Raw genomic sequence first — 21,419 nt, 5'->3', positions numbered from 1 at the left:
TCGCGGTGTCCGGTCGGGCAGCAACGGCTCCAGCCGTGCCCACTCCGCGTCGGTCAAGTCGTGGCGATCAAGCACAGAAGAGATCTACCGCAGCCGACCCGCATGATCCACGGGACACGCTCTAGGCCACCGGCGCTCCGGCGGCGGGCGCCAGCATCGCGTTCACCTCGTCGAGCGGCAGCCCGGCGAGTCGCGAGAGCTGCTCGGGCCGCAACCCGGACCCGGCCAACCGGCGCAGGACGTCCCCGAGCGCCTCGCGCTCGTGCCGCATCTCGTCGGCGAGCCGTTCCAGTCTCCCGCGGCACGCCTCGAGTTCGAGGGTGGCGCCGACGGCCGCGTCCGGGTCGTCGAGGAGCACCGCGAGCAGCCGGTCGCGGGCGTCCCCGCCGGTGCGGAAGGCGGCCTGCTGCGGCTGCGCGGCCGCCGGGGGTCCCCCGTTGCTGTGCCCCCCGTCGACCTGCGGTGCCGGCGTGGCCGCCGCGAACGGCACGGCCGCGGCGTGCGCCGACCCGTCGGCGCCGGAGCCCGCCTGCGCGCCGGTCGGCGGGGCGGGATCGGCAGCGGGCGCCTGCTGCACGGTCTCGGTGGGCGTCGAGTGCTCCGCGGAGTCGCTCGTCCGGGCCGGCTCGTCCACCCGCTGGTCCGAGGTCCTCGGCGTGGTGGCCGGCACGACCGCCCAGGGCATCCGGTCCACCGGCGGCGGGGCCGTCGGCGGGCCGGTGGGCGCGGCGGCCTCCGCAGGCGGCGCCACCTCCGGTGCCGGCGTCTGCTCCGGGTACCGGGTCGTGGCGTCCGGCCCCGAGCCGTCGCTCGACGGGACGCCGGTGTGCAAGGCCTCGGCCGGGCCGGCGCCGTGCGGGGACGCAGTGGCCTCGGCGGTGGGTACAGGCATGGGCGCGGGAGGCGCCGGCTCCGGCGGCGCTGCCTGCTGCCCCTCACGGGGCGCGGTCTCCGGGGCGGCGCCAGTGCCCGCCGGCACACCGGCGTGCGACGCCTCGGCCGACCCTCCGGCAGGCGCGTGCGCAGCGCGCTCGGCGACGTCGGCCACCGGCGCCGGCACCTTCGCGTGTGTCTGCTCGGGGCCAGCACCGCGGGCCGCGGCGGCGCGCACGGCGAACGCCTGGGCGACGGCGGCGGCGACGGTCCGGCCCGAACCCGCCCGATCCGACGGCGGCCGCTGCCCCTCGCCCGTGGGCGGGGCCGGGGCCTGGTGGTTCCCGGCCTCGGACGTTGCCGGCGTGCGTCCCGTCAGGGCGAGGTCCGGCACGGTCTGCGCTGCCGGGTCGGACGCCCCGGCCTGCTCGGACACCGGTGCCGGAGTGGCCGCCGCTGCCTGGGCGGGCGCCGCCGTGGATGGGGCCGCCGCTGCCTGGGCGGGCGCCGCCGTGGATGGGGGCGCCGCTGCCTGTGCGGGCCCCGCGGCCTGCGCCACGGCTTCCGCCGGTGCCGCGACGGGCGCCGTCGGCTCCCCGGCGTGCACGGACGCACCGTGCGGTGCGGCCACCGGCTCGGCGGCCGGCGCGGCCCGGCCTGCGTCCTGCTGGCCCGCCCCGTGCTCCGCGGCGGCCTGGTGCCCGGCCGGGGCCGTGGCCGCCCTCGCGTCCTGCTCAGGGGGTGCGGTCGCCTGCTCGTTCGCCCGGCCGGTGACCGCGTCGGCGGTCGGTGCGGCCGCGGCGCGCTGGTCCGGCGCGACGAAGGCGGCCGCGGCCGGCTGCGGGGTGCTCTCGGCGCCGCGCGTGGCGCTCTCGCCCGTCCAGTCGGCAGCGCTGGGTTCCGGGGTCTGACCGGAGGGTTTGCTGCGCCGCAGGATCAGGATCACGAGGACCAACGCGACCACCGCGACGATGCCCGCGCCTACCGGAACCAGGGTGTCCGCTGTGAGGGGCAGTTGCATGGCAGCGCACCGTACGCCGATTCAACTCACGATGCGCGACCAGAATCATCCGGAGCGTGATGCCGACGTCGACCTGTTGACACGGTCACCGCCGTTCGTTCCACCGTTGCCGGACGAGCCGCGACGCGGCTCCTCGCCCTGGTCGGAGGGGGTGTCCGTCTGATCCTTCCGCCCGGAGCCGCTGGGGCCCGCGTTGCGTGTACCCGGCTCGGAGGGCCCCGACGGCCGCACCGCACCCACCTTGACCGTGCTCTCGTCATCACCCTTCCGGGCAGGCTTTGCCTCGGCGTCGGAGGGCTGTTGGGCCGGCGGAACGGTGGGCACGAGGGCAGTGCGATCGCCGCGGGAGACGCCGGGGCCGGCGTGCGGCACGGCGGTGGTCTCGGGGTCGTTGCGTGGGCCCTGCCCGGCCGCCGGCCGGAACAGATCGCCCGGCTCCGGCTCGGGCTCGCTGCGCGGGCGCATCGATGCCGACTGCTCGTTCTGGCTCGCGGCGCTGTCGCCGGGACGCCGGGGCGCCGCGTTGCCGCCCGGGGACGGCTTGGGCGACGGCGACGGGCGCTGCCCCGCGGCGGTGCCGCTGCGCGGCTCGCTGCCGGAGCCGCCCTGCTGGCCAGCAGGCTTGGGCGACGGCGCCGGCTTCGGGGACGCGGGCGACGGCTGCGGGGGGCGCGGCGATGCGCCGCCCTGTGCGGGCCTGCCCGCCGCCGCGTCGGTGGACGCGCCGCCCGGCTTCGCGGTGCCCGGCGCTCGGCCCGGTGCGGGCTGCTGCTGGCGAGATGCGCCCTGCCCCTGCTGCGGTCGCTCGGAGCCCGCACCCCCGGATCCGGACGGCGTGCCGGGCGTGGGCCGGGGGCTCGCGGACGGGCGGTCCGAGCCGCTGGACGCGGCGCTCTGTGCCGCAGGCTTCCCCGGGGACGGCGGGCCGCCCGGCTGACCGGCGGCCGGCTTCTGCGCCGCCGGGCTGCTGCCCTGGCCGGCTGCGCCGGTCGGAGACGAGCCCGCGGCCGCGTCGCGCGGAGCGGCGCCCTCCCGTGCGGGAAGCGTGATCCGGGCGGTCGGCGCGGCGAGCATGCCCTCGAGCTGGCCGCGCATGCGGGTGAGCTCCGCCAGCAGGGAGTCGCGCTGCCGCACGAGGTCGGCGAGCTGCGCGCGTGCCTTCTCCTCCTCGGCGCGGGCGGCGGCCCGGGCCTTGTTGCGGATCTCGGCGGCCTCCTCCTCGGCGGCCTGCAGGATGCTCTGCATGCGGTCGGTGAAGCTGCCGATCATGTCCGGCGACTCGCCGCCGGGAGGCTGGGGCAGACCGGGACGCGGACGGGGCGTCGGGCGCGGACGACCCGGCGCGGGCACACCGGATGCCGGCGACTGGACCGGGAGCGGCTGGCTGCGCGCCACCTCCAGGTCGGCCCGCATCCTGGCGAGGACCCGCTGCAGGTGGGCGACGTGCTCGTCAACCTGCCTGCGGTCGTAACCGCGGAGGACGACATCGAAACGTGGGGCGCCGAACCCTCCCGCGTCAGCCGTCATCGTTGGCCCTCCCCGAGCTCGTCAGCACCCTCCACTTCGCCGAGGGTAGGTAGATCGACGTGGTCAAACCCGCTCGTTCACCCTGACGGAGCATACCGAGAGACGCACGTTGCGCCGTCCGCCGGTGCGCAAGGGCGCCGTGACCAGCCTCCGCACGGGTAACTCCGAACGGCCTACCATCGACGTGGTGGAGACCCGACCGACGCTCGATCCCGCGGCCGGATCGTCGGCGCTGCGGCGCACGTTGCACCAGCGCGGCCTGCGGATGACGCCGCAGCGGCAGCTGGTGCTCGACGCCGTCCGCGAGCTCGGCCACGCCACGCCCGAGCAGATCTGTGCGCAGGTGCAGCGGGCCGCGCCCGCGGTCAACATCACCACCGTCTACCGCACGCTCGACCTGATGGAACGGATCGGGCTCGTCCGGCACACGCACCTCGGACACGGCGCACCCACCTATTCGGAGCAGGAACACCAGCACGTCCACCTGGTGTGCCACTCGTGCGGTGCCGTGGGCGAGGCGCCCACCGACCTGATGGACGACCTCGCCGCGCGGCTGCGCGCCGAGTCCGGCTTCGAGCTCGACCCCTCGCACGTCGCACTGTCCGGGATGTGCCGGGCCTGCCAGGAAGCACCCGAGGAGACACCGTGACGGCAGCCGAGGGCGCACTGCCCGGGCTCGACGCCGACCCTGCCGTACCCGCCCATCGTGGCGATCCGCTGGCCGAGCAGCGGGCCATGACCCGCTCCGCCGCCGTGGTCGACCGCGGAAACCGCGGCGTCATCGCGGTGCCCGGCGAGGACCGCCTCAGCTGGCTGCACCTCCTGCTCACCCAGCACGTCAGTGAGCTCCCGGCCGACACCGGCACCGAGGCGCTGGTGCTCGACCTCAACGGCCGCGTGCTGCACCACATGGTCGTCGCGCACGCCCGGGAGACGGTCTACCTGGACACCGAGCCGGGCGACGTCCCCGAGCTGCTCGACTATCTGCAGAAGATGGTGTTCTGGTCCAAGGTCGAGCCCCGGGACGCCACCGACGAGCTCGCCGTGCTGAGCGTCGTGGGCCCGGACACCCCCGACGTGCTCGCCGCCGCCGGGGTGGCCGTTCCCGATCGGCCGCACGGCGTGGTCGCCCTGCCCGACGGGGCACTCGCCCGCCGCATGGCGTGGCCGGGGGCGGACGCGGTGGACCTGCTCGTCCCGCGGGACGCCCGCACGGCGTGGTGGGACCGCCTGACGGCCGCGGGCGCACGCGCGGCGGGCACGATGGCGTTCGAGGCGCTGCGGGTGGAGGCGCTGCGCCCGCGGCTGCACATCGACACCGACGACCGCACGATCCCCCACGAGGTCGGCTGGATCGGCTCGGCCGTGCACCTGACCAAGGGCTGCTACCGCGGGCAGGAGACGGTCGCCAGGGTGGCGAACCTCGGCCGCCCCCCGCGCCGGCTCGTGCTGCTCCACCTCGACTCCGGCGACGAGCGCATGCCCGTCCCCGGCGACCCGGTGCTGCGCGACGGCCGCGCGGTCGGCCGGGTCGGCACCGTCGCCCTGCACCACGAGCTCGGTCCGGTGGCACTGGCGCTGCTCAAGCGGTCCGTCCCGGTCGACGCGGAGCTCGTGGCGGGGGCGGAGGACCGCGCGGCGCCCGCCGCGATCGACCCCGCATCGGTGCCGCCGGAGGAGGGGACGCCGCCGCCCGGCCGCGCCGCCCAGATGCGCGGCGGCCTGCGCGGCTGACGCGCCGCTCACGCACCCCGTCTCCGCGCATGCACCCCGTCTGCGCCCATGCCCCCCATCGACGGGGAGCACCGGCTGAAACGGGGGGCACCGGCGGTCGGCCCGGCCGGCGCGCCCCGTTTGCGCGCATGCGCCCCGTTTGCGCGCATGCGCCCCGTCGACGGGGGGCACGGCCGAAACGCGGGGCACGGTCACAGATGCCCAGTAGGTGGGACAGTGGTCCCGTTTTGTGGGATCGCGTTGTACGGTCGGGGCGTGAGCGGGTGCGGGCGGTACCGGTGGGTCGTCCTGGCCGTTGGCACCCTCGCCCAGGCCGCCACCGCCACCTACTTCCTCGGGCTCGCCGCCGTCACCCCGGCCCTACGGGACCATTTCGGGCTCGGCCTGGCGGGGGTGGGCGCGCTCGTCGGCGTCACCTCGGTCGGCCTCGTCGTCACTCTCATCGCGTGGGGCAGTGCCGCCGACCGGTTCGGTGAGCGAGGCGTGATGGCGGTCGGGCTGGTCGGGGCGGCCGGGGCGCTGGGTGCTGCCGCGTTCGTCGCCGACCCGGTCGTCGCGGGCGGGCTCCTCGCGCTCGCCGGGGCGTCCGGAGCGAGCGTGAACGCGGCCAGCGGGCGGGCCGTGCTCACCTGGTTCCCGGCGGCGAACCGCGGCATGGCGATGGCGGTGCGGCAGACGTCGGTGCCGGTCGGGGCCGCGCTCGCGGCCGTCGCCCTGCCGTCGATCGCGGGCGCGGGCGGGGTCCCCGCCGTGTTCGCCACCCTCGCCTGCACCTGCCTCGTCACCGCGCTCGCAGTGACGATCTGGGTGCGCGAGCCGCCCGGCCGGCCCCGGACGCCCGGCGGGCCCGCCACGAGCGCCCGCACCGTCCTCGCCGACCGTCGTCTCCTGCGCCTGAGCCTCGCCGGGCTCCTGCTGGTGGTGCCGCAGTTCCTCGGGTCGGTGTTCCTCGTCGAGGTCCTGCACGACGGCTCCGGACTGCCGCTCGGGGTCGCCGCCGGGCTGCTGGCCCTCACCCAGGTGCTCGGCGCGCTCGGCAGGCTCGCGAACGGGGTGTGGTCCGACCGGGTCGCGAACAGGCTCGGTCCGCTGCGCGTCGTCGCGGTCGCCGTGGCCGCGGGCTTCGCCGTGTCGGCGGTGCTCCAGCCGGGACCGGGGCCGCTGCTCGCCGCCGTCCTCGTCCCCGCGGCGGCGCTCGCGATCAGCTGGAACGGGCTGGTCTTCACCGCAGCGGGCGAGCTCGCCCCGCCGGGCCGGGCCGCCACCGCGATGGCCGTGTCCAACACCGCGAACTACGTCGCCGCGGCCGCCACCCCGACGCTCGGCGGGCTGCTCGCGCAGGTCGCGGGCTGGCCCGCGATGCTCGGGCTGGGAGCGGTCGCCGCGCTCGGGGCCGTGGGAGCACTGCACCGGCTCGTCGAACCGGGCCGCCGCACAAGCGCCTCGAACCCCGGCCGGAGGACGTGAACCACGCGGAACCCGTCACACAACCGGTGCCACGTCGCACATGGTGCGGTCAGCAAGGTACGGTGGACACCAGGAGATTGATGAGATGAATGGGGCCGCCGAGACATCCGGCCGCCCCTTCCCTGTTGTAAGGGGGACCAGCCATGGGGCGCGGACGAGCCAAGGCCAAGCAGACGAAGGTGGCCCGTCAGCTCAAGTACAGCTCCCCCACCATGGATCTCGACGCGCTGCAGCGCGAGATCGGGGGCGGCACGGCACCCCACAACGGTGAGGTGGAGGACGACTACGCCGATCCGTACGCCCCTGACACGGGCGACGACGACGAGCCCCCGTACCGCCGGTACCGCTGACGCACCCGGCCGCGCCCGGACCTGACCGGGCGCGGCCTCCGGGAACGTCAGCTGGACAGCGTCAGCTCGAACGAGTACCTGCTCGCGCGGTAGATGTGTGAGCCGTACTCGACGGCCCGACCGCCGGCATCCCACGCCGTACGGGTCATCGTGAGCATCGGCGCACCCCGCGCGTCCCCGAGCAGGCGAGCCTCGGCCGCCGTGGCCGCCCTGGCGCCCACCACCTGGTTGGCCATCCGCGGCACATACCCGGCGGCGCGCAGCAGCTCGTAGAGCCCGCGTCCGTCCAGGTCCTCCCGCTTGAGCCGGAGCACCTCCACGGGCACGGCGTTGTGCATGATCGCCAGGGGTTCGCGACCGGCGTAACGCAGCCGCTCGAGCCATGTCACCTCGGCGCCCTCGGGCACGCCGAGCGCCTCGGCCACGTGATCGGGGGCCGGGCGCACCTCGAGCGTCCGGATCTCCGTGCTCGGCTGCTGCCCCGACTTCGCCAGGTCGTCGTAGAGGCTCGACAGCTCCACCGGCCTGCGGACCTTCGGGTGCACGATCTGCGTGCCCACCCCGCGCTTGCGTACGAGCATGCCGCGCTCCACGAGGTACTGGATCGCCCGCCGCATCGTCGGGCGGGAGACGCCGAGCCGCTCGGCGAGCTCGACCTCGTTCTCCAGCCTGCCGCCGACGGGCATCTCACCGTTCTCGATCAGGTGCTGCAGCCTGCTCGCGACCTGGTAGTACAGCGGCACGGGACTGCTGCGGTCCAGCGGCACCTCCGGGACCGGACCCCACGGCTCCGCACGCTCCACTGTTGCTCCTTCGGCGTTATGTCCTGACAAAGTGTTGACAGCTAAGGGCGCCCAGAGTACATCTTTCGAGGTGCCCGGGGTCACGCCCGGAGCGCAGCACCGGACGAGAGGACTGCGATGACGCCGGGGGATCACATGGCACAGGGCCCGCCGGAGGCGGCGGCGCACGAGGTGCTCACGATGGGCCGCATCAGCGTGGACGTGTACCCGCTCCAGGTGGGCGTGTCGCTGCGCGAGGTGCAGACCTTCGGCAAGTACATGGGGGGCAGCCCCACCAACGTCGCCGTCGCCGCGGCCCGGCACGGCAGGCGCAGTGCGGTGATCACGCGCACCGGCCAGGACCCCTTCGGCGAGTATCTGCACGACGCGCTGCGCGGATTCGGCGTGGACGACCGGTTCGTCACCCCGGTGCCCGGCCTGCCGACGCCCGTGACGTTCTGCGAGATCTTCCCGCCCGACGACTTCCCGCTCTACTTCTACCGCTTCCCCAAGGCCCCTGACCTGGAGATCCGCGCCGACGAGCTCGACCTCGACGCCGTGCGCGCCGCCGACGTCTTCTGGGTGACCGTCACCGGCCTGTGCCGGGAGCCCAGCCGCGAGGCGACGCTGCGCGCGTTGGAGGCCCGCGGTCAGCACCGGGGGACGGCAGCCGGCGGAGCCGGCGGGGTGGGTAAGCACGGCGTCACCGTCCTCGACCTCGACTACCGCCCGATGTTCTGGGCCTCCCGCGAGGAGGCCCGCGCCGTCGTCCGGGAGGCGCTGCGCCACGTCACGGTCGCCGTCGGCAACCTCGACGAGTGCGACACCGCCGTCGGCGTGCGCGAGCCGTACGCGGCCGCCGACGCACTGCACGGCCTCGGCGTGGACCTGGCCGTCGTCAAGCAGGGCCCGGCAGGTGTGCTCGCCTCCGACGGGACCACGAGCGTCGAGGTGCCTCCGGTCCCGGTCGACGTCGTGAACGGCCTCGGGGCGGGCGACGCGTTCGGCGGCGCGCTGTGCCACGGCCTGTTGTCCGGCTGGGATCTGGAGCGCACCATGCGGTTCTGCAACGCCGCCGGCGCGATCGTGGCGGGCCGCCTGGCCTGTGCGGACGCGATGCCGACGAGCGCCGAGGTGGAGGCCGTTCTCGAGGAGGCCGTCCGTGCGTGAGACCCGGCTGAAGGAGATCGTCGACGTGCGGGTGCGTCGGCCGGAGGCGGTCGCGGAGGCCGCGACCCGCAGGCGCAGGCCGGAGTCGCTGCTCGGCCACCACGGCAAGCTGATGATGATCGCGGCGGACCACCCGGCCCGCGGGGCGCTGCGGGCGGGTGACCGGCCGCTGGCGATGGCCGACCGCGGCGACCTACTGGACCGGCTGTGCCTCGCGCTGTCGCGCCCCGGCGTCAACGGCGTGCTCGGCACGCCCGACGTCCTCGAGGACCTGCTCCTGCTGGGTGCGCTCGACGACAAGGTCGTGGTCGGCTCGATGAACCGGGGCGGGCTGGCCGGCACCGCGTTCGAGATGGACGACCGGTTCACCGCCTACGACGCCGCCAGCATCGCGGCTGCGGGGTTCGAGGGCGGCAAGATGCTGGCCCGCATCGACCCGGAGGACGGCGCCACCGTCGCCACCCTGGAGAGCTGCGCCCGCGCGGTCGGCGACCTCGCCCAGCACCGCCTGATGGCGATGGTCGAGCCGTTCATCTCGCACCGGGTCGACGGGCGCGTCCGCAACGAGCTGACGACCGAGGCCATGGTCCGGGCGGCGTCCGTGGCCGCCGGGCTCGGGCCCACGTCGGCCTACACCTGGCTGAAGGTCCCGATCGTCGACGACATGGAGCGCGCCATGGCCGCCACCACCCTGCCCGCACTGATCCTCGGCGGGGAGGTGACCCACGACCAGGACGCGGCGTTCGCGAGCTGGAGCAAGGCACTTGCCCTGCCGACCGTGCAGGGCCTGGTGATCGGCCGGTCCCTGCTCTACCCGGCGAACGACGACGTGGCGGCGGCAGTCGACGCGGCGGTGGGGCTGCTGTGAGCGCGGGCGAGAAGCACATCGTGCGCCGCGGCGAGTCGGCCGACGGCACGTTCTCCCTGGTCGTCACGCCGGAGTCGGCGGGGTGGGGGTACAGCAGCCTGCGGGTGCTGGAGCTGCCCGCCGGGGGCAGCGCCTCGTTCGCCACCGGCGAGGACGAGATGGTGGTACTGCCGCTGTCCGGGTCCTGCTCCGTGGAGTGCGACGGCGAGACCTTCGAGGTGACCGGCCGCCGGTCGGTGTTCTCCCGCGTCACCGACTTCGCCTACGTCCCCCGCGACGCCGAGGTCACCGTGACGTCCGCGGGCGGCGGTCGCTTCGCCCTGCCCGCCGCCCGCGCGACCCGCAGGCTCCCCGCGCGCTACGGCCCCGCCGAGGGCGTGTCGGTGGAGCTGCGCGGCGCGGGCCAGGCCAGCCGGCAGGTGAACAACTTCTGCAACCCGCAGACCTTCGACGCCGACAAGCTCATCGCCGTCGAGGTGCTCACCCCGGCCGCCAACTGGTCGTCCTATCCCCCGCACAAGCACGACGAGGAGCGCGAGGGCGAGGCGCGGCTGGAGGAGATCTACTACTTCGAGGTGGATCGCGACGGCCCGGCGTTCCAGCGGGTCTACACCTCGGGCCCGGGCCGGGAGATCGACGTCTGCGCCGAGGTGCGCAGCGGTGACACCGTGCTCATCCCGCACGGCTGGCACGGGCCGTCGATGGCCACGCCCGGCTACGACCTCTACTACCTCAACGTCATGGCCGGGCCGGGCACCGAGCGGGCCTGGCTGATCTGCGACGACCCGGCCCACGCCTGGGTCCGCGGCACCTGGGACGACCAGGAGATCGACCGTCGGCTCCCGCTCACCACGACCGAGGAGAAGGTATGACCCTCCGGCTGACCGTCGCCCAGGCGCTCGTGCGGTTCCTCGCGAACCAGTACAGCGAGCGTGACGGCGTGGAGCAGCGGTTCTTCCCCGGCTGCTTCGGCATCTTCGGCCACGGCAACGTGGCGGGGGTCGCCCAGGCGCTGCTCGAGGCCCATTCCACGGGGATCGACCTCCCCTACCACCTGGCCCGCAACGAGCAGGGCATGGTGCACGCCGCCGTCGGCTACGCGCGGATGCGCAACCGGCTGCAGGCGATGGCGTGTACGGCGTCGATCGGCCCCGGCTCGACGAACATGCTCACCGGCGCCGCGCTGGCCACCACCAACCGGATCCCGGTGCTGCTGCTGCCGAGCGACGTGTTCGCCACCCGGGTGGCGAGCCCCGTGCTGCAGGAGCTCGAGGACCCGCGCACCTACGACGTGTCGGTGAACGATCCGTTCCGCCCGCTGTCCCGGTTCTTCGACCGGATCTGGCGCCCGGAGCAGCTCCCGTCGGCGCTGCTGGGCGCGATGCGGGTGCTCACCGACCCGGCCGAGACCGGCGCCGTCACGATCGCGCTGCCGCAGGACGTGCAGGCCGAGGCGCACGACTGGCCCGACGAGCTGTTCGCGAAGCGGGTGTGGCACATCGGGCGGCCGGTGCCCGAGCCCGCTGCGCTGGCCCGGGCTGTGGAGATCATCCGGTCGGCGCAGCGCCCGCTGCTCGTGGCGGGCGGCGGCGTGCACTACAGCGAGGCCACCGAGGCGCTGCGCCACTTCGCCGAGGCCACCGGCATCCCCGTCGCCGACACCCAGGCGGGAAAGGGCGCGCTGCTGTGGGACCACCCGCAGGCCGTCGGCGGGGTCGGGTCCACCGGCTCCCCGGTCGCGAACGCACTCGCCCGTGACGCCGATGTCGTGATCGGCGTCGGCACCCGCTACAGCGACTTCACCACCGCGTCCCGCACCGCCTTCCAGGCCCCGGACGTGCGGTTCGTCAACCTCAACGTCGCGGCGTTCGACGCGGCCAAGCACGCGGGCGAGATGCTCGTGGCCGACGCCCGCGTGGGCCTGGAGGCGCTCACCGCGGCGCTGGAGGGCCACAGCGTGGCCGACACGGGGTACGCCGCGCACCGCGAGGAGTGGAACCGGGTCGTCGACGAGGCCGTCCATCTCGGCCACGGACCGCTCCCGGCCCAGACCGAGGTGCTCGGCGCCCTCAACGAGGAGATGCACGCTACCGACGTCGTGGTGCAGGCGGCCGGCTCCATGCCGGGTGACCTGCAGATGCTGTGGCGGGCGCGGGACGCGAAGCAGTACCACGTGGAGTACGCGTACTCCTGCATGGGCTACGAGATCGCCGGCGCGCTGGGGATCAAGATGGCGGCCCCCGACCGCGAGGTGTTCGCCCTGGTCGGCGACGGCTCGTACCTGATGATGGCCCAGGAGCTCGTCACCGCGGTGTCCGAGGGGATCAAGCTCAACCTCGTCATCGTGCAGAACCACGGGTTCGCCTCGATCGGCTCGCTGTCGGAGTCGCTGGGCTCCCAGCGCTTCGGCACGGCCTACCGCTACCGCAACCCCGACACGGGTCTCCTCGACGGCGGGCGCCTCCCGGTCGACCTCGCCGCCAACGCCGAGAGCCTCGGCGCCGACGTCATCCGGGTGCGCACCATCGGGGAGTTCCGGGACGCGATCGCGCGCTCCCGCGCCTCGGAACGGACCACCGCGATCCACATCGAGACCGACCCGCTCGCGCCCGTCCCCTCGTCGGAGAGCTGGTGGGACGTGCCCGTGTCGGAGGTCGCCCAGCTGGAGAGCACCCGGCAGGCCCGCAAGTCCTACGAGGCGAGCAAGGCCGCGCAGCGCCCCCTCCTGGGCCCGCTCATCGGAAGGAACGAACGTTGAGGACCATCACGCACTGGATCGGCGGCAAGTCCGCCCCCGGCTCGTCCACCCGCACGGCGCCCGTCTGGAACCCCGCCACCGGCGAGCAGCAGGCCGAGGTGGCGCTGGCGAGCACCACGGACGTCGACACCGCCGTCCGAGCGGCCGCCGCGGCCTTCGAGACCTGGTCGCAGTCGTCGCTGTCGCAGCGCACGAAGATCCTCTTCAACTTCCGCGAGCTGGTGAACGCCCGCACCCAGGAGCTCGCCGAGATCGTCTCCGACGAGCACGGCAAGGTCGTCTCCGACGCCCGCGGTGAGGTGCAGCGCGGCCTCGAGGTCGTCGAGTTCGCCTGCGGCATCCCCACGCTGCTCAAGGGCGACTTCTCCGACCAGGTGTCGACCGGCGTCGACGTCTACTCGTTCCGCGAGCCGCTCGGGGTGTGCGCCGGCATCACGCCGTTCAACTTCCCCGTGATGGTCCCGATGTGGATGTTCCCGGTGGCCATCGCGTGCGGCAACACGTTCGTGCTGAAGCCCAGTGAGCGCGACCCGAGCGCGGCGCAGCTGATCGCGGAGCTGTGGGCCGAGGCGGGGCTGCCCGACGGCGTCTTCAACGTCGTGCACGGCGACAAGGAGGCCGTCGACGCACTGCTCGACCACGCGGACGTGGCGGCGGTGTCGTTCGTCGGCTCGACGCCGATCGCGCGCTACATCCACGAGCGCGGCACCGCCAACGGCAAGCGCGTGCAGGCCCTCGGCGGCGCGAAGAACCACGCGATCGTGCTGCCCGACGCCCCCCTCGACCACGCCGCCGACCACCTGGTCGCCGCCGCGTTCGGTTCGGCGGGCGAGCGGTGCATGGCGATCTCCGCAGCGGTGGCGGTGGGCGGCGCCGCCGACGAGCTCGTCGCCGCGGTGAGCGAGAAGGCCCGCGCGGTCAAGGTCGGGCCCGGCCGCGACCCCGACAGCGAGATGGGCCCGGTCGTCACCGCCGCCGCGCGCGAGCGGATCGTCGGCCTGATCGGCTCGGGCGAGCAGCAGGGCGCCACCCTCGCCGTGGACGGCCGAGGCCTGTCGGTCCCCGGCTACGAGGACGGGTTCTTCGTCGGCCCCACCGTGATCGACGGGGTGCGCACCGACATGGACGTCTACCGCGAGGAGATCTTCGGCCCGGTGCTCTCGGTGGTCCGCACCGACACGGTCGACGACGCCATCGCCCTGATCAACAGCAACCCCTACGGCAACGGGACGGCCATCTTCACCTCCTCCGGCGAGGCGGCGCGCCGGTTCCAGCGCGGGGTGAACGTCGGGATGATCGGCATCAACGTCCCGATCCCGGTGCCGATGGCCTACTACTCCTTCGGCGGCTGGAAGGACTCGCTGTTCGGCGACAAGCACATCCACGGACCCGAGGGCGTCTCGTTCTACACCCGTGCCAAGGTCGTCACCGCCCGCTGGCCGCACGTGGAGCACGCGAGCGACGCCAGCTACCACTTCCCCACCTCCCAGTGAGGCCTGTCCATGAGTGATCGCATCCGCCTCGGTACCGCCCCGGACTCGTGGGGCGTCTGGTTCCCCGATGACCCGAAGCAGGTTCCTTGGCAGCAGTTCCTCGACGAGACGGCTGCCGCGGGCTACGCGTGGATCGAGCTCGGCCCCTACGGCTACCTCCCCACCGACCCGGAACGGCTGCGCGACGAGCTGGGCAGCCGCGGGCTGCAGCTGTCCGGGGGTGCGGTGTTCGCCGGGCTGCATCGCGGCGCCGACGCCCTCGACCGGGCCGTGGAGGAGTGCCGGCAGGAGGCCCGGCTGCTCACCGCGCTCGGGGCGAAGCACCTGGTGCTGCTGCCGGAGGGCTACACCGACCTCGACGGGACGATCACGCAGCCGGTCGACCTGACGCGCGAGCAGTGGACCGACCTGACGGGCGGCATGTCGACGCTCGCGAAGACTCTGCACGACGAGTTCGACGTCGAGCTGGTGTTCCACCCGCACGCCGACAGCCACGTCGACACGCAGGAGCGCGTGGAGCGGTTCCTGCACGACACCGACCCCGAGCACGTGCAGCTGTGCCTGGACACCGGGCACATCTCCTACTGCGGCGGGGACAACATCGCGATCATCCGGGCGTTCCCGGAGCGGATCGGCTACGTGCACCTCAAGCAGGTCGACCCGGCGGTCATCGCGCAGGTGGACGCCGAGGGCCTGCACTTCGCCGAGGCCGTCCGGCGCGGCGCGATGATCGAGCCGCCGAACGGCGTCCCGGAGATGCCCCCGCTGCTCGACGCGCTGCGCGACCTCGACGTCGACCTGTTCGCGATCGTCGAGCAGGACCTCTACCCGTGCGAGCGGGACGTCCCGCTCCCGATCGCCACCCGCACCGCGGGCTACCTGGGCGGATGCGGGCTCGGGCCCGTCACCCGCCGGGCCTGAACCCCCACCTAGAGAAGAGAGGGCTCGATGAGGAGCACCCGAAAGATCCTGCGCGGGGTGGCCGTGGCCGCCGCACTCGGCATCACGCTCGCGGCGTGCAGCAGCCAGGGCGGCGCGCAGGAGGAAGAGGCCGCGGGCGGTGGAGTGGGCGGCGGCTCGGTCGACACCGAGCGCCTGGCGATCGCCATGATCACCCACGAACAGCCGGGCGACACGTTCTGGGACAAGATCCGCGCCGGCGCCGAGGACGCCGCCCAGGCGCTCAACGTCGAGCTGCGGTACGCGAACAACAACGCGGCCCCGCAGCAGGCGACGCTGGTCCAGAACGCCATCGACACCCAGGTCGACGGGATCGCGGTGACGCTGGCCTACCCGGCCGCGGTCGGCCCGGCCGTCCAGGCCGCCGCCCAGGCCGGGATACCGGTGGTCGCCTTCAACTCCGGCATCGAGCAGTACGAGCAGTTCGGCGCCGAGATGTACTTCGGGTCCGACGAGCAGCTCGCCGGGCGCACCCTCGGTGAGCGGATCGCGGCCGAGGGCGGGGGCAAGGCCATCTGCGTGGTGCAGGAGCAGGGCCACGTCGCCCTGGAGACGCGCTGCGCCGGCGTGGCCGAGGGCCTGCCGAACACCGAGAACCTCAACGTCGACGGCACGGACCTGCCGTCGGTGCAGGCGACGATCGCGGCGAAGCTCCAGCAGGACCCTGCCGTCACCCACATCGTGACGCTCGGCGCGCCGTACGCGGTCGCCGCCCTGCAGGCGAAGACGGACGCGGGCAGCGAGGCCTCGGTCGTCACGTTCGACCTCAACTCCGAGGTTGCCCAGCTCATCGCGGACGGCGAGATCGCGTTCTCGGTCGACCAGCAGCCGTACGTGCAGGGCTTCATGGCCGTCCAGTCGCTGTGGATGAACCTCACCAACGGCAACGACATCGGCGGCGGCCAACCGGTGCTCACCGGCCCGTCCTTCGTGGACGCCTCGAACATCGAGCAGATCCTGCCCTACGCGCAGAACAACACCCGGTAGGAACTCATGAGTTCAACAGTGGAGACCCAGCCGCCGCCGACCCCAGCAGCCCCGGCCCGCCCCAAGCGATCACTGGTGTCGCGCGTGCTCGCGCGGCCCGAGATCGGGGCGTTCGCGGCCGCGATCGCGATCTTCATCTTCTTCTTCGCGATCGCGCCGCCGTTCCGGTCGCTGGCGGCCCTCTCGACGGTCCTGTACGCCAGCTCGATCATCGGCATCGTCGCGCTCGGCGTCGCCCTGCTCATGATCGGCGGCGAGTTCGACCTGTCGTCCGGCGTCGCGGTGACCACGGCGGCGCTGGTGTCGTCGATCATCACCTACGAGTTCAGTCTGAACAGCTGGGTCGGCGTCGCCGTCAGCCTCGCGACCGCATTGAGCATCGGCTTCGTCAACGGCTACCTGGTGGTGCGCACCGGCATCCACAGCTTCCTGATCACCCTGAGCACGTTCTTCGTGCTACAGGGCATCAACTTGGGCGCGACGCGCGCGATCACCGGGACGGTGGCCACCGACAACGTCTCCGACCTCGACGGGTTCGCCTCGGCCCGGGCCATCTTCGCCTCGGACATCAACCTCGGGTTCATCACCGTCAAGATCACAGTGCTGTGGTGGGCGCTCTTCGTGGCCGTCGCCACCTGGGTCCTGCTCCGCACGCGCAGCGGGAACTGGATCTTCGCTTCCGGGGGCAACGCGGCCAGCGCGCGGGCGGTCGGTGTCCCGGTCCGCAAGGTGAAGATCGGGCTGTACATGGGCGTCGCGTTCCTGGCGTGGTTCCTCGGGCAGCACCTGCTGTTCAACTTCTCCACGGTGCAGTCCGGCCTCGGTGTGGGCAACGAGTTCCTCTACATCATCGCCGCGGTCGTCGGCGGCGCGCTGCTCACCGGCGGCTACGGCTCGGCGGTGGGCTCGGCGATCGGCGCCTTCATCTTCGGCATGACCACCCAGGGCATCGTCTACGCGGGCTTCGACCCGAACTGGTTCTTCGCGTTCCTCGGCGCGATGTTGCTCCTCGCGGTGCTGGTCAACCTGCACGTCCGCAACTACTCGAGCCGGCGGAGGACCTGATGACCGACACGATCGCGGAACACGCGGCGGGTGCCGTCGCCGTCGGCACGACGCTCGTCGAGCTGGAGGGCGTCGGCAAGTCGTTCGGCGCGATCCAGGCGCTCGAGAACGTGGACCTGCGCGTCAACGCCGGTGAGGTGGCATGCGTGCTGGGCGACAACGGCGCGGGCAAGTCCACCCTCATCAAGATCATTTCAGGGCTGCACCCACACAGCGAGGGCACGCTCAAGGTCGACGGCGAGCCGGTGCGCTTCGGCTCACCGCGCGCGGCACTCGACCGCGGGATCGCAACGGTGTACCAGGACCTCGCCGTCGTGTCGCTGATGGAGGTGTGGCGCAACTTCTTCCTCGGCTCCGAGATCCGCAAGGGCAACTACCCACTGGCCCCGCTGGACATCAAGGCCATGCGGGAGATCGCCGACGCCGAGCTGGCGAAGATGGGCATCCACGTCAAGGACATCAACCAGCCGATCGGCACGCTGTCCGGCGGGCAGCGCCAGTGCGTCGCGATCGCGCGGGCGGTCTACTTCGGCGCGCGCGTGCTGATCCTGGACGAGCCCACGGCCGCGCTGGGCGTCAAGCAGTCCGGGGTGGTGCTCAAGTACACCGCCGCCGCGCGCGACGCCGGCCTCGGCGTCGTGTTCATCACCCACAACCCGCACCACGCCTTCCTGGTCGGCGACCACTTCGTGATCCTCAAGCTCGGCCGGCGGGTGCTCGACAAGAAGCGCTCCGAGGTGACCCTCGAGGAGCTCACCACGGAGATGGCGGGCGGGCAGGAACTGGCCGAGCTCTCCCACGAGCTGAAGCGATAGGAAGGACCACCCTGTGTCTCTGAACGTCGGCGTCATCGGCGTGGGCATGATCGGCCAGGACCACATCCGGCGGCTCACGCACGTCCTGTCGGGAGCCCGCGTCGCCGCGGTCACCGACGTCGACCTCGACCGGGCCCGCGCCGTGGCCGACGACCTGCCGGGCGTCACCGTGCACGGCAGCGGCGAGGACCTGATCGCGGATCCCGCCGTGGACGCGGTCGTCGTCACCTCGTGGGGGCCGACCCACGAGGCGTACGTGCTCGCGTGCATCGCGGCCGGCAAGCAGGTGTTCTGCGAGAAGCCGCTGGCCACCACCCGGGAGGCGTGCGACCGCATCGTCGACGCCGAGGTGGCCGCGGGCAGGCGGCTGGTGATGGTCGGGTTCATGCGCCGCTACGACCCGCAGTACCGGGCGATGAAGGAGATCGTCACCAGCGGGGAGATCGGTGCGCCGCTGCTCATGCACGCCGCGCACCGCAACCCGTCGGTGCCGGACTTCTTCACCAGCGACATGACCATCAACGACAGCACGGTCCACGACATCGACGTGGCCCGCTGGATGTTCGACGACGAGCTCGCCGCGGTCACCGTGCTGAAGGGGCGGGTGAGCCGCAAGGCGAAGGCGGGGTTCCACGACCCGCTGCTCGTGGTCCTGCAGATGGCGGGCGGCGTGCTCGTCGACGTCGAGGCGATGGTGAACGCCGGCTTCGGCTACGACATCCGCGGCGAGGTCGTGTGCGAGGACGGCACGGTCGAGCTGTCGGAGAGCGCGGGCGCGGTCGTCAAGAGCGCGGGCCGGTACGCGGGGCGCGTGCCCGCGAACTGGCGGGAGCGGTTCGTCGGCGCGTTCGACACCGAGTTCCAGGCGTGGATCGACGCGGTGACGGCCGGGGGCACCACCGGCCCGAGCGCGTGGGACGGCTACGCGACCACCGTCGGGTGCGAGACCGGGTTGGCGGCCCTGCGCAGCGGGCAGCGGGAGCCGATCGTGCTGCGCGAGCGCCCCGACCTCTACAAGCCGGAGGCGGGCGCGTGACCCGGACCCTGGGGATCGGGCTCGCCGGGCTGGGCCGGATGGGTCGGATCCACGCGACGAACCTGACGTCGCGCTGCGGGGCCGCCCGGCTCGCCGCCGTCTACGACGCGAACGCCGACGTGGCCCGCGCGCTGGCCGAGGAGCTGGAAGTGCCGTGGGCGGCGTCCTATGCGGAGCTGCTGGAGCGGGCGGACGCGGTGGCGATCGCGACGCCCACCGGCACGCACGCGGAGCTGACCGCGGCCGCCGCGGAGGCCGGCAGGCACGTGTTCTGCGAGAAGCCGATCTCGCTCGACCGCCCGACCACGGTGGAGACGATCGAGGCGGTGCAGCGCGCGGGGGTGGTGTTCCAGGTCGGGTTCCACCGGCGGTTCGACCCGGACTGGGTGGCGGCCGCCGCGCGGATCCACGCGGGCGAGCTGGGCGAGGTGACGCTGTTCCGCACCTCCCTGCGCGACATGACACCGCCGCCGCCGGAGTTCCTCGCCGGGTCCGGAGGGTTCTTCGTCGACGTCACGGTGCACGACCTCGACGTCGCCCGCTGGCTGGTGGGCGAGGTCGTGGAGGTCACCGCGCACGGCACGGCGTCGGACCCGGCGTTCGCCGCCATCGGCGACATCGACACCGCCGTGGTCGTGCTCCGCTTCGAGAACGGGGCGCTCGGCGTGATCGACAACAGCCGGTCGGCCCGCTACGGCTACGAGTGCTCCAGCGAGGTCATGGGCTCGGCCGCGATCGCGCGCATCGACGCGCCGCGGCGCCACGGGTACGAGTGGCGCACCCCGGGCCTGGCGTCGCACGAGCTGCCGCGCGACTTCGAGGAGCGCTACCCGTGGGCCTACGCCGAGGAGCTGGACGCGTTCGCGCGCTGCGTCCGCGACGGCGCGCCGCCCCGGGTGTCCGGGGTGGACGCGCTCGCCGCGTTCGACCTGGCGCAGGCCGCCGACCGGTCGTGGCGGACCGGGCGCCCGGTCGCGCTGACCCCGCAGCGCACGGAGACCGGCGTGCGCTATGAGACGACCGAGAAGGACGAGGTACGCGTATGACCACCGCCGACGTCCGTAATCCCGCGGAGGCGCGATCATGATCGACCGGATCGCCGGCGCCCCCATCTCGTGGGGTGTGTGCGAGGTGCCCGGCTGGGGTTACCAGCTGCCGCCCGCCAGGGTGCTCGCGGAGATGCGCGAGGTCGGGCTGGCGGCCACCGAGCTGGGACCGGACGGGTTCCTCCCCGCCGAGCCCGCGGCAATGGCCGACGTGCTGTCCCGGCACCACCTGCAGGCCATCGGCGGGTTCACGCCGCTGCTGCTGCACGTGCCCGGCCACGACCCCGTGCCGGACGTCGAGAAGGTCCTGCAGGGGTACGCCGCCACGGGGTCGGACACGCTCGTGCTGTCGGCCGTGACCGGCCTCGACGGCTACGACCGGCGCCCCGAGCTGGACGAGCAGGGCTGGCGCACGCTGCTGACCCACCTCGACCGGCTGAGCGCACTCGCCGCGGAGCAGGACGTGCGCGCCGTGCTGCACCCGCACGTCGGGACGATGATCGAGAACGGCGAGGAGGTGCAGCGCGTGCTCGACGGCTCGTCAATCGCGCTCTGCCTGGACACCGGGCACCTCCTGATCGGCGGCACCGACCCGGCCGAGCTCACCCGGCAGGCCCCGCACCGGATCGCCCACACCCACATCAAGGACGTCGACGTGGCGCTGGCGAAGCAGGTGCAGTCGGGCCGGCGGACCTACACCGACGCCGTGCGGGAGGGCATCTACCGCCCGGTCGGCCAGGGCGACGTGGACTTCGCGGCGATCGTCGAGCACCTGCGCGGGCAGGGCTACAACGGCTGGTACGTCCTGGAGCAGGACACGATCCTCACCGAGGAACCGCGCGGGGACGGCCCGGTGGCCGACGTGCACACGAGCGTCGAGCACCTCCGGTCGCTGCTCGGTTCCGCCGGCTGAGGCGCACGCCCGGCCGTCCGGTCACGGCGACGCGAACGCGTCCCGAACCGGCGGCCGGGGTGACCGGAAGAGCCCCTATGTCCGGTCCTCGCGCACCTCCGGTGTCGGGCCCGTTCCCCTGTGTGAGCAGCTGCTCCGGAACCGCCGGGCGGGTGATGAAGGCCTCGTTTACGGGTGACACACTGCCGTCTTCCCAGCCGACAAGCTGGGAGTAGCCATCCACCGACGAGGCCTCACGGCCCCGTCCGATCCGCCCCGGGAGCGCTGACAATGATCAACCTCTCCGTCGCGTCCCGATCGCTCGCCGCGGCTCGATCGGTCGACCCGAACGTCTCGCCCGCTGCCGTGCGCGCCGCCGTCGAGGTCGCGATGGCCGAGCAGCTGCGAGAGATCCGCCGTCCTCGTCACGACGCCGAGCCCGAGCGCGACCACTAGAGCGTGTCCCTTGGATCATGGGACGGGGTCGCGGAGCCAGATCCTGATCGAGGCGACGTCGATGGTTCCGCGGAACATGTAGTCGCGCTTGTCGTAGCGGGTGGCGACCGCGCGGTGGC

20 protein-coding genes are annotated in these 21,419 nt (G+C 73.5%); 17 read left to right on the top strand and 3 right to left on the bottom strand.

Going from position 1 to position 21,419, the window contains the following annotated elements:
- Positions 1-121: 121 nt before the first annotated feature.
- Complete coding sequence (locus KME75_RS26385; protein ID WP_219417576.1) at positions 122-1,894, bottom strand: hypothetical protein; 1,773 nt, start codon at positions 1,892-1,894, stop codon at positions 122-124.
- Between the two features lie 45 nt (positions 1,895-1,939).
- Entirely contained in the window at positions 1,940-3,421 is a 1,482-nt protein-coding gene (locus KME75_RS26380) for a hypothetical protein (protein ID WP_219417575.1), read from the bottom strand.
- Between the two features lie 265 nt (positions 3,422-3,686).
- On the opposite strand from KME75_RS26380, the gene KME75_RS26375 reads away from it, so the two are divergent.
- The 4 genes from KME75_RS26375 to KME75_RS26360 all read left to right on the top strand — a co-directional run bounded on the left by KME75_RS26375 (position 3,687) and on the right by KME75_RS26360 (position 6,972).
- A complete protein-coding gene (locus KME75_RS26375) occupies positions 3,687-4,070 on the top strand; it encodes a Fur family transcriptional regulator (protein WP_219417581.1) in 384 nt (127 codons plus the stop codon).
- Positions 4,067-5,155: a CAF17-like 4Fe-4S cluster assembly/insertion protein YgfZ gene (gene ygfZ, locus KME75_RS26370; RefSeq protein ID WP_308283092.1), complete on the top strand. Its 1,089-nt coding sequence runs from the start codon at positions 4,067-4,069 to the stop codon at positions 5,153-5,155. Before KME75_RS26375 ends, ygfZ begins: the two co-directional genes overlap by 4 nt.
- 255 nt (positions 5,156-5,410) lie before the next feature.
- Positions 5,411-6,622 (top strand): MFS transporter, encoded by a 1,212-nt coding sequence (locus KME75_RS26365; RefSeq protein WP_308283091.1) that lies wholly within the window; start codon positions 5,411-5,413, stop codon positions 6,620-6,622.
- Between the two features lie 143 nt (positions 6,623-6,765).
- Positions 6,766-6,972, top strand: a complete 207-nt coding sequence (locus KME75_RS26360) for a DUF3073 domain-containing protein (RefSeq protein ID WP_219417573.1) — start codon at positions 6,766-6,768, stop codon at positions 6,970-6,972.
- Positions 6,973-7,019: 47 nt separating this feature from the next.
- Here the strand turns inward: KME75_RS26360 and KME75_RS26355 are convergent, their stop codons facing one another.
- Positions 7,020-7,775 carry a GntR family transcriptional regulator gene (locus KME75_RS26355; protein ID WP_308283090.1) on the bottom strand — a complete coding sequence of 252 codons (756 nt, stop codon included), beginning with the start codon at positions 7,773-7,775 and terminating at the stop codon, positions 7,020-7,022.
- Between the two features lie 117 nt (positions 7,776-7,892).
- Between KME75_RS26355 and iolC the strand changes: the two genes are divergently transcribed.
- From iolC to KME75_RS26290, 13 genes are all read left to right on the top strand, one after another.
- On the top strand, positions 7,893-8,924 hold the full coding sequence (gene iolC / locus KME75_RS26350; protein WP_246632877.1) for a 5-dehydro-2-deoxygluconokinase: 1,032 nt from the start codon (positions 7,893-7,895) through the stop codon (positions 8,922-8,924).
- A complete protein-coding gene (locus tag KME75_RS26345) occupies positions 8,917-9,792 on the top strand; it encodes a Cgl0159 family (beta/alpha)8-fold protein (protein ID WP_308283089.1) in 876 nt (291 codons plus the stop codon). The genes iolC and KME75_RS26345 overlap by 8 nt, the downstream gene beginning before the upstream one ends.
- On the top strand, positions 9,789-10,664 hold the full coding sequence (iolB, locus tag KME75_RS26340) for a 5-deoxy-glucuronate isomerase (RefSeq protein ID WP_219417572.1): 876 nt from the start codon (positions 9,789-9,791) through the stop codon (positions 10,662-10,664). The genes KME75_RS26345 and iolB overlap by 4 nt, the downstream gene beginning before the upstream one ends.
- Positions 10,661-12,550, top strand: a complete 1,890-nt coding sequence (iolD, locus tag KME75_RS26335) for a 3D-(3,5/4)-trihydroxycyclohexane-1,2-dione acylhydrolase (decyclizing) (protein WP_219417571.1) — start codon at positions 10,661-10,663, stop codon at positions 12,548-12,550. The genes iolB and iolD overlap by 4 nt, the downstream gene beginning before the upstream one ends.
- Positions 12,547-14,043 carry a CoA-acylating methylmalonate-semialdehyde dehydrogenase gene (locus tag KME75_RS26330; protein ID WP_219417570.1) on the top strand — a complete coding sequence of 499 codons (1,497 nt, stop codon included), beginning with the start codon at positions 12,547-12,549 and terminating at the stop codon, positions 14,041-14,043. Before iolD ends, KME75_RS26330 begins: the two co-directional genes overlap by 4 nt.
- Before the next feature lie 9 nt (positions 14,044-14,052).
- Entirely contained in the window at positions 14,053-14,964 is a 912-nt protein-coding gene (locus KME75_RS26325) for a TIM barrel protein (protein WP_219417569.1), read from the top strand.
- Positions 14,965-14,991: 27 nt separating this feature from the next.
- Positions 14,992-15,990 carry a substrate-binding domain-containing protein gene (locus tag KME75_RS26320; RefSeq protein ID WP_219417568.1) on the top strand — a complete coding sequence of 333 codons (999 nt, stop codon included), beginning with the start codon at positions 14,992-14,994 and terminating at the stop codon, positions 15,988-15,990.
- 6 nt (positions 15,991-15,996) lie between these two features.
- A complete protein-coding gene (locus KME75_RS26315) occupies positions 15,997-17,055 on the top strand; it encodes an ABC transporter permease (protein ID WP_219417567.1) in 1,059 nt (352 codons plus the stop codon).
- Entirely contained in the window at positions 17,055-17,870 is an 816-nt protein-coding gene (locus tag KME75_RS26310; RefSeq protein ID WP_219417566.1) for an ATP-binding cassette domain-containing protein, read from the top strand. Before KME75_RS26315 ends, KME75_RS26310 begins: the two co-directional genes overlap by 1 nt.
- Positions 17,871-17,883: 13 nt before the next feature.
- Positions 17,884-18,906, top strand: a complete 1,023-nt coding sequence (locus tag KME75_RS26305; RefSeq protein ID WP_219417565.1) for a Gfo/Idh/MocA family oxidoreductase — start codon at positions 17,884-17,886, stop codon at positions 18,904-18,906.
- The gene (locus KME75_RS26300) at positions 18,903-19,952 is read left to right on the top strand and encodes a Gfo/Idh/MocA family protein (RefSeq protein ID WP_219417564.1); all 1,050 of its coding nucleotides are present in this window, start codon (positions 18,903-18,905) and stop codon (positions 19,950-19,952) included. The genes KME75_RS26305 and KME75_RS26300 overlap by 4 nt, the downstream gene beginning before the upstream one ends.
- A gap of 37 nt (positions 19,953-19,989) precedes the next feature.
- Positions 19,990-20,865, top strand: a complete 876-nt coding sequence (locus KME75_RS26295) for a sugar phosphate isomerase/epimerase family protein (RefSeq protein WP_219417563.1) — start codon at positions 19,990-19,992, stop codon at positions 20,863-20,865.
- Between the two features lie 270 nt (positions 20,866-21,135).
- Complete coding sequence (locus KME75_RS26290) at positions 21,136-21,300, top strand: type II toxin-antitoxin system CcdA family antitoxin (protein ID WP_219417562.1); 165 nt, start codon at positions 21,136-21,138, stop codon at positions 21,298-21,300.
- Positions 21,301-21,419 lie beyond the last annotated feature (119 nt).

It is taken from the genome of Pseudonocardia nigra, from assembly GCF_019396355.1.
GTDB classification, from domain to species: domain Bacteria; phylum Actinomycetota; class Actinomycetes; order Mycobacteriales; family Pseudonocardiaceae; genus Pseudonocardia; species Pseudonocardia nigra.
The sequence above is the reverse complement of the archived record's forward strand: the minus strand, read 5'-3'. Positions and strand labels throughout refer to the sequence as shown.

Bases quoted from the DNA above. Each gene is read 5' to 3' on its own strand.
- KME75_RS26360 (WP_219417573.1), top strand. From the start codon at position 6,766: ATGGGGCGCGGACGAGCCAAGGCCAAGCAGACGAAGGTGGCCCGTCAG.
- KME75_RS26385 (WP_219417576.1), bottom strand. From the start codon at position 1,894: ATGCAACTGCCCCTCACAGCGGACACCCTGGTTCCGGTAGGCGCGGGC.
- iolD (WP_219417571.1), top strand. From the start codon at position 10,661: ATGACCCTCCGGCTGACCGTCGCCCAGGCGCTCGTGCGGTTCCTCGCG.
- iolC (WP_246632877.1), top strand. From the start codon at position 7,893: ATGACGCCGGGGGATCACATGGCACAGGGCCCGCCGGAGGCGGCGGCG.
- KME75_RS26380 (WP_219417575.1), bottom strand. From the start codon at position 3,421: ATGACGGCTGACGCGGGAGGGTTCGGCGCCCCACGTTTCGATGTCGTC.
- KME75_RS26295 (WP_219417563.1), top strand. From the start codon at position 19,990: ATGATCGACCGGATCGCCGGCGCCCCCATCTCGTGGGGTGTGTGCGAG.
- KME75_RS26310 (WP_219417566.1), top strand. From the start codon at position 17,055: ATGACCGACACGATCGCGGAACACGCGGCGGGTGCCGTCGCCGTCGGC.
- KME75_RS26315 (WP_219417567.1), top strand. From the start codon at position 15,997: ATGAGTTCAACAGTGGAGACCCAGCCGCCGCCGACCCCAGCAGCCCCG.
- KME75_RS26325 (WP_219417569.1), top strand. From the start codon at position 14,053: ATGAGTGATCGCATCCGCCTCGGTACCGCCCCGGACTCGTGGGGCGTC.
- KME75_RS26320 (WP_219417568.1), top strand. From the start codon at position 14,992: ATGAGGAGCACCCGAAAGATCCTGCGCGGGGTGGCCGTGGCCGCCGCA.
- KME75_RS26375 (WP_219417581.1), top strand. From the start codon at position 3,687: ATGACGCCGCAGCGGCAGCTGGTGCTCGACGCCGTCCGCGAGCTCGGC.
- KME75_RS26290 (WP_219417562.1), top strand. From the start codon at position 21,136: ATGATCAACCTCTCCGTCGCGTCCCGATCGCTCGCCGCGGCTCGATCG.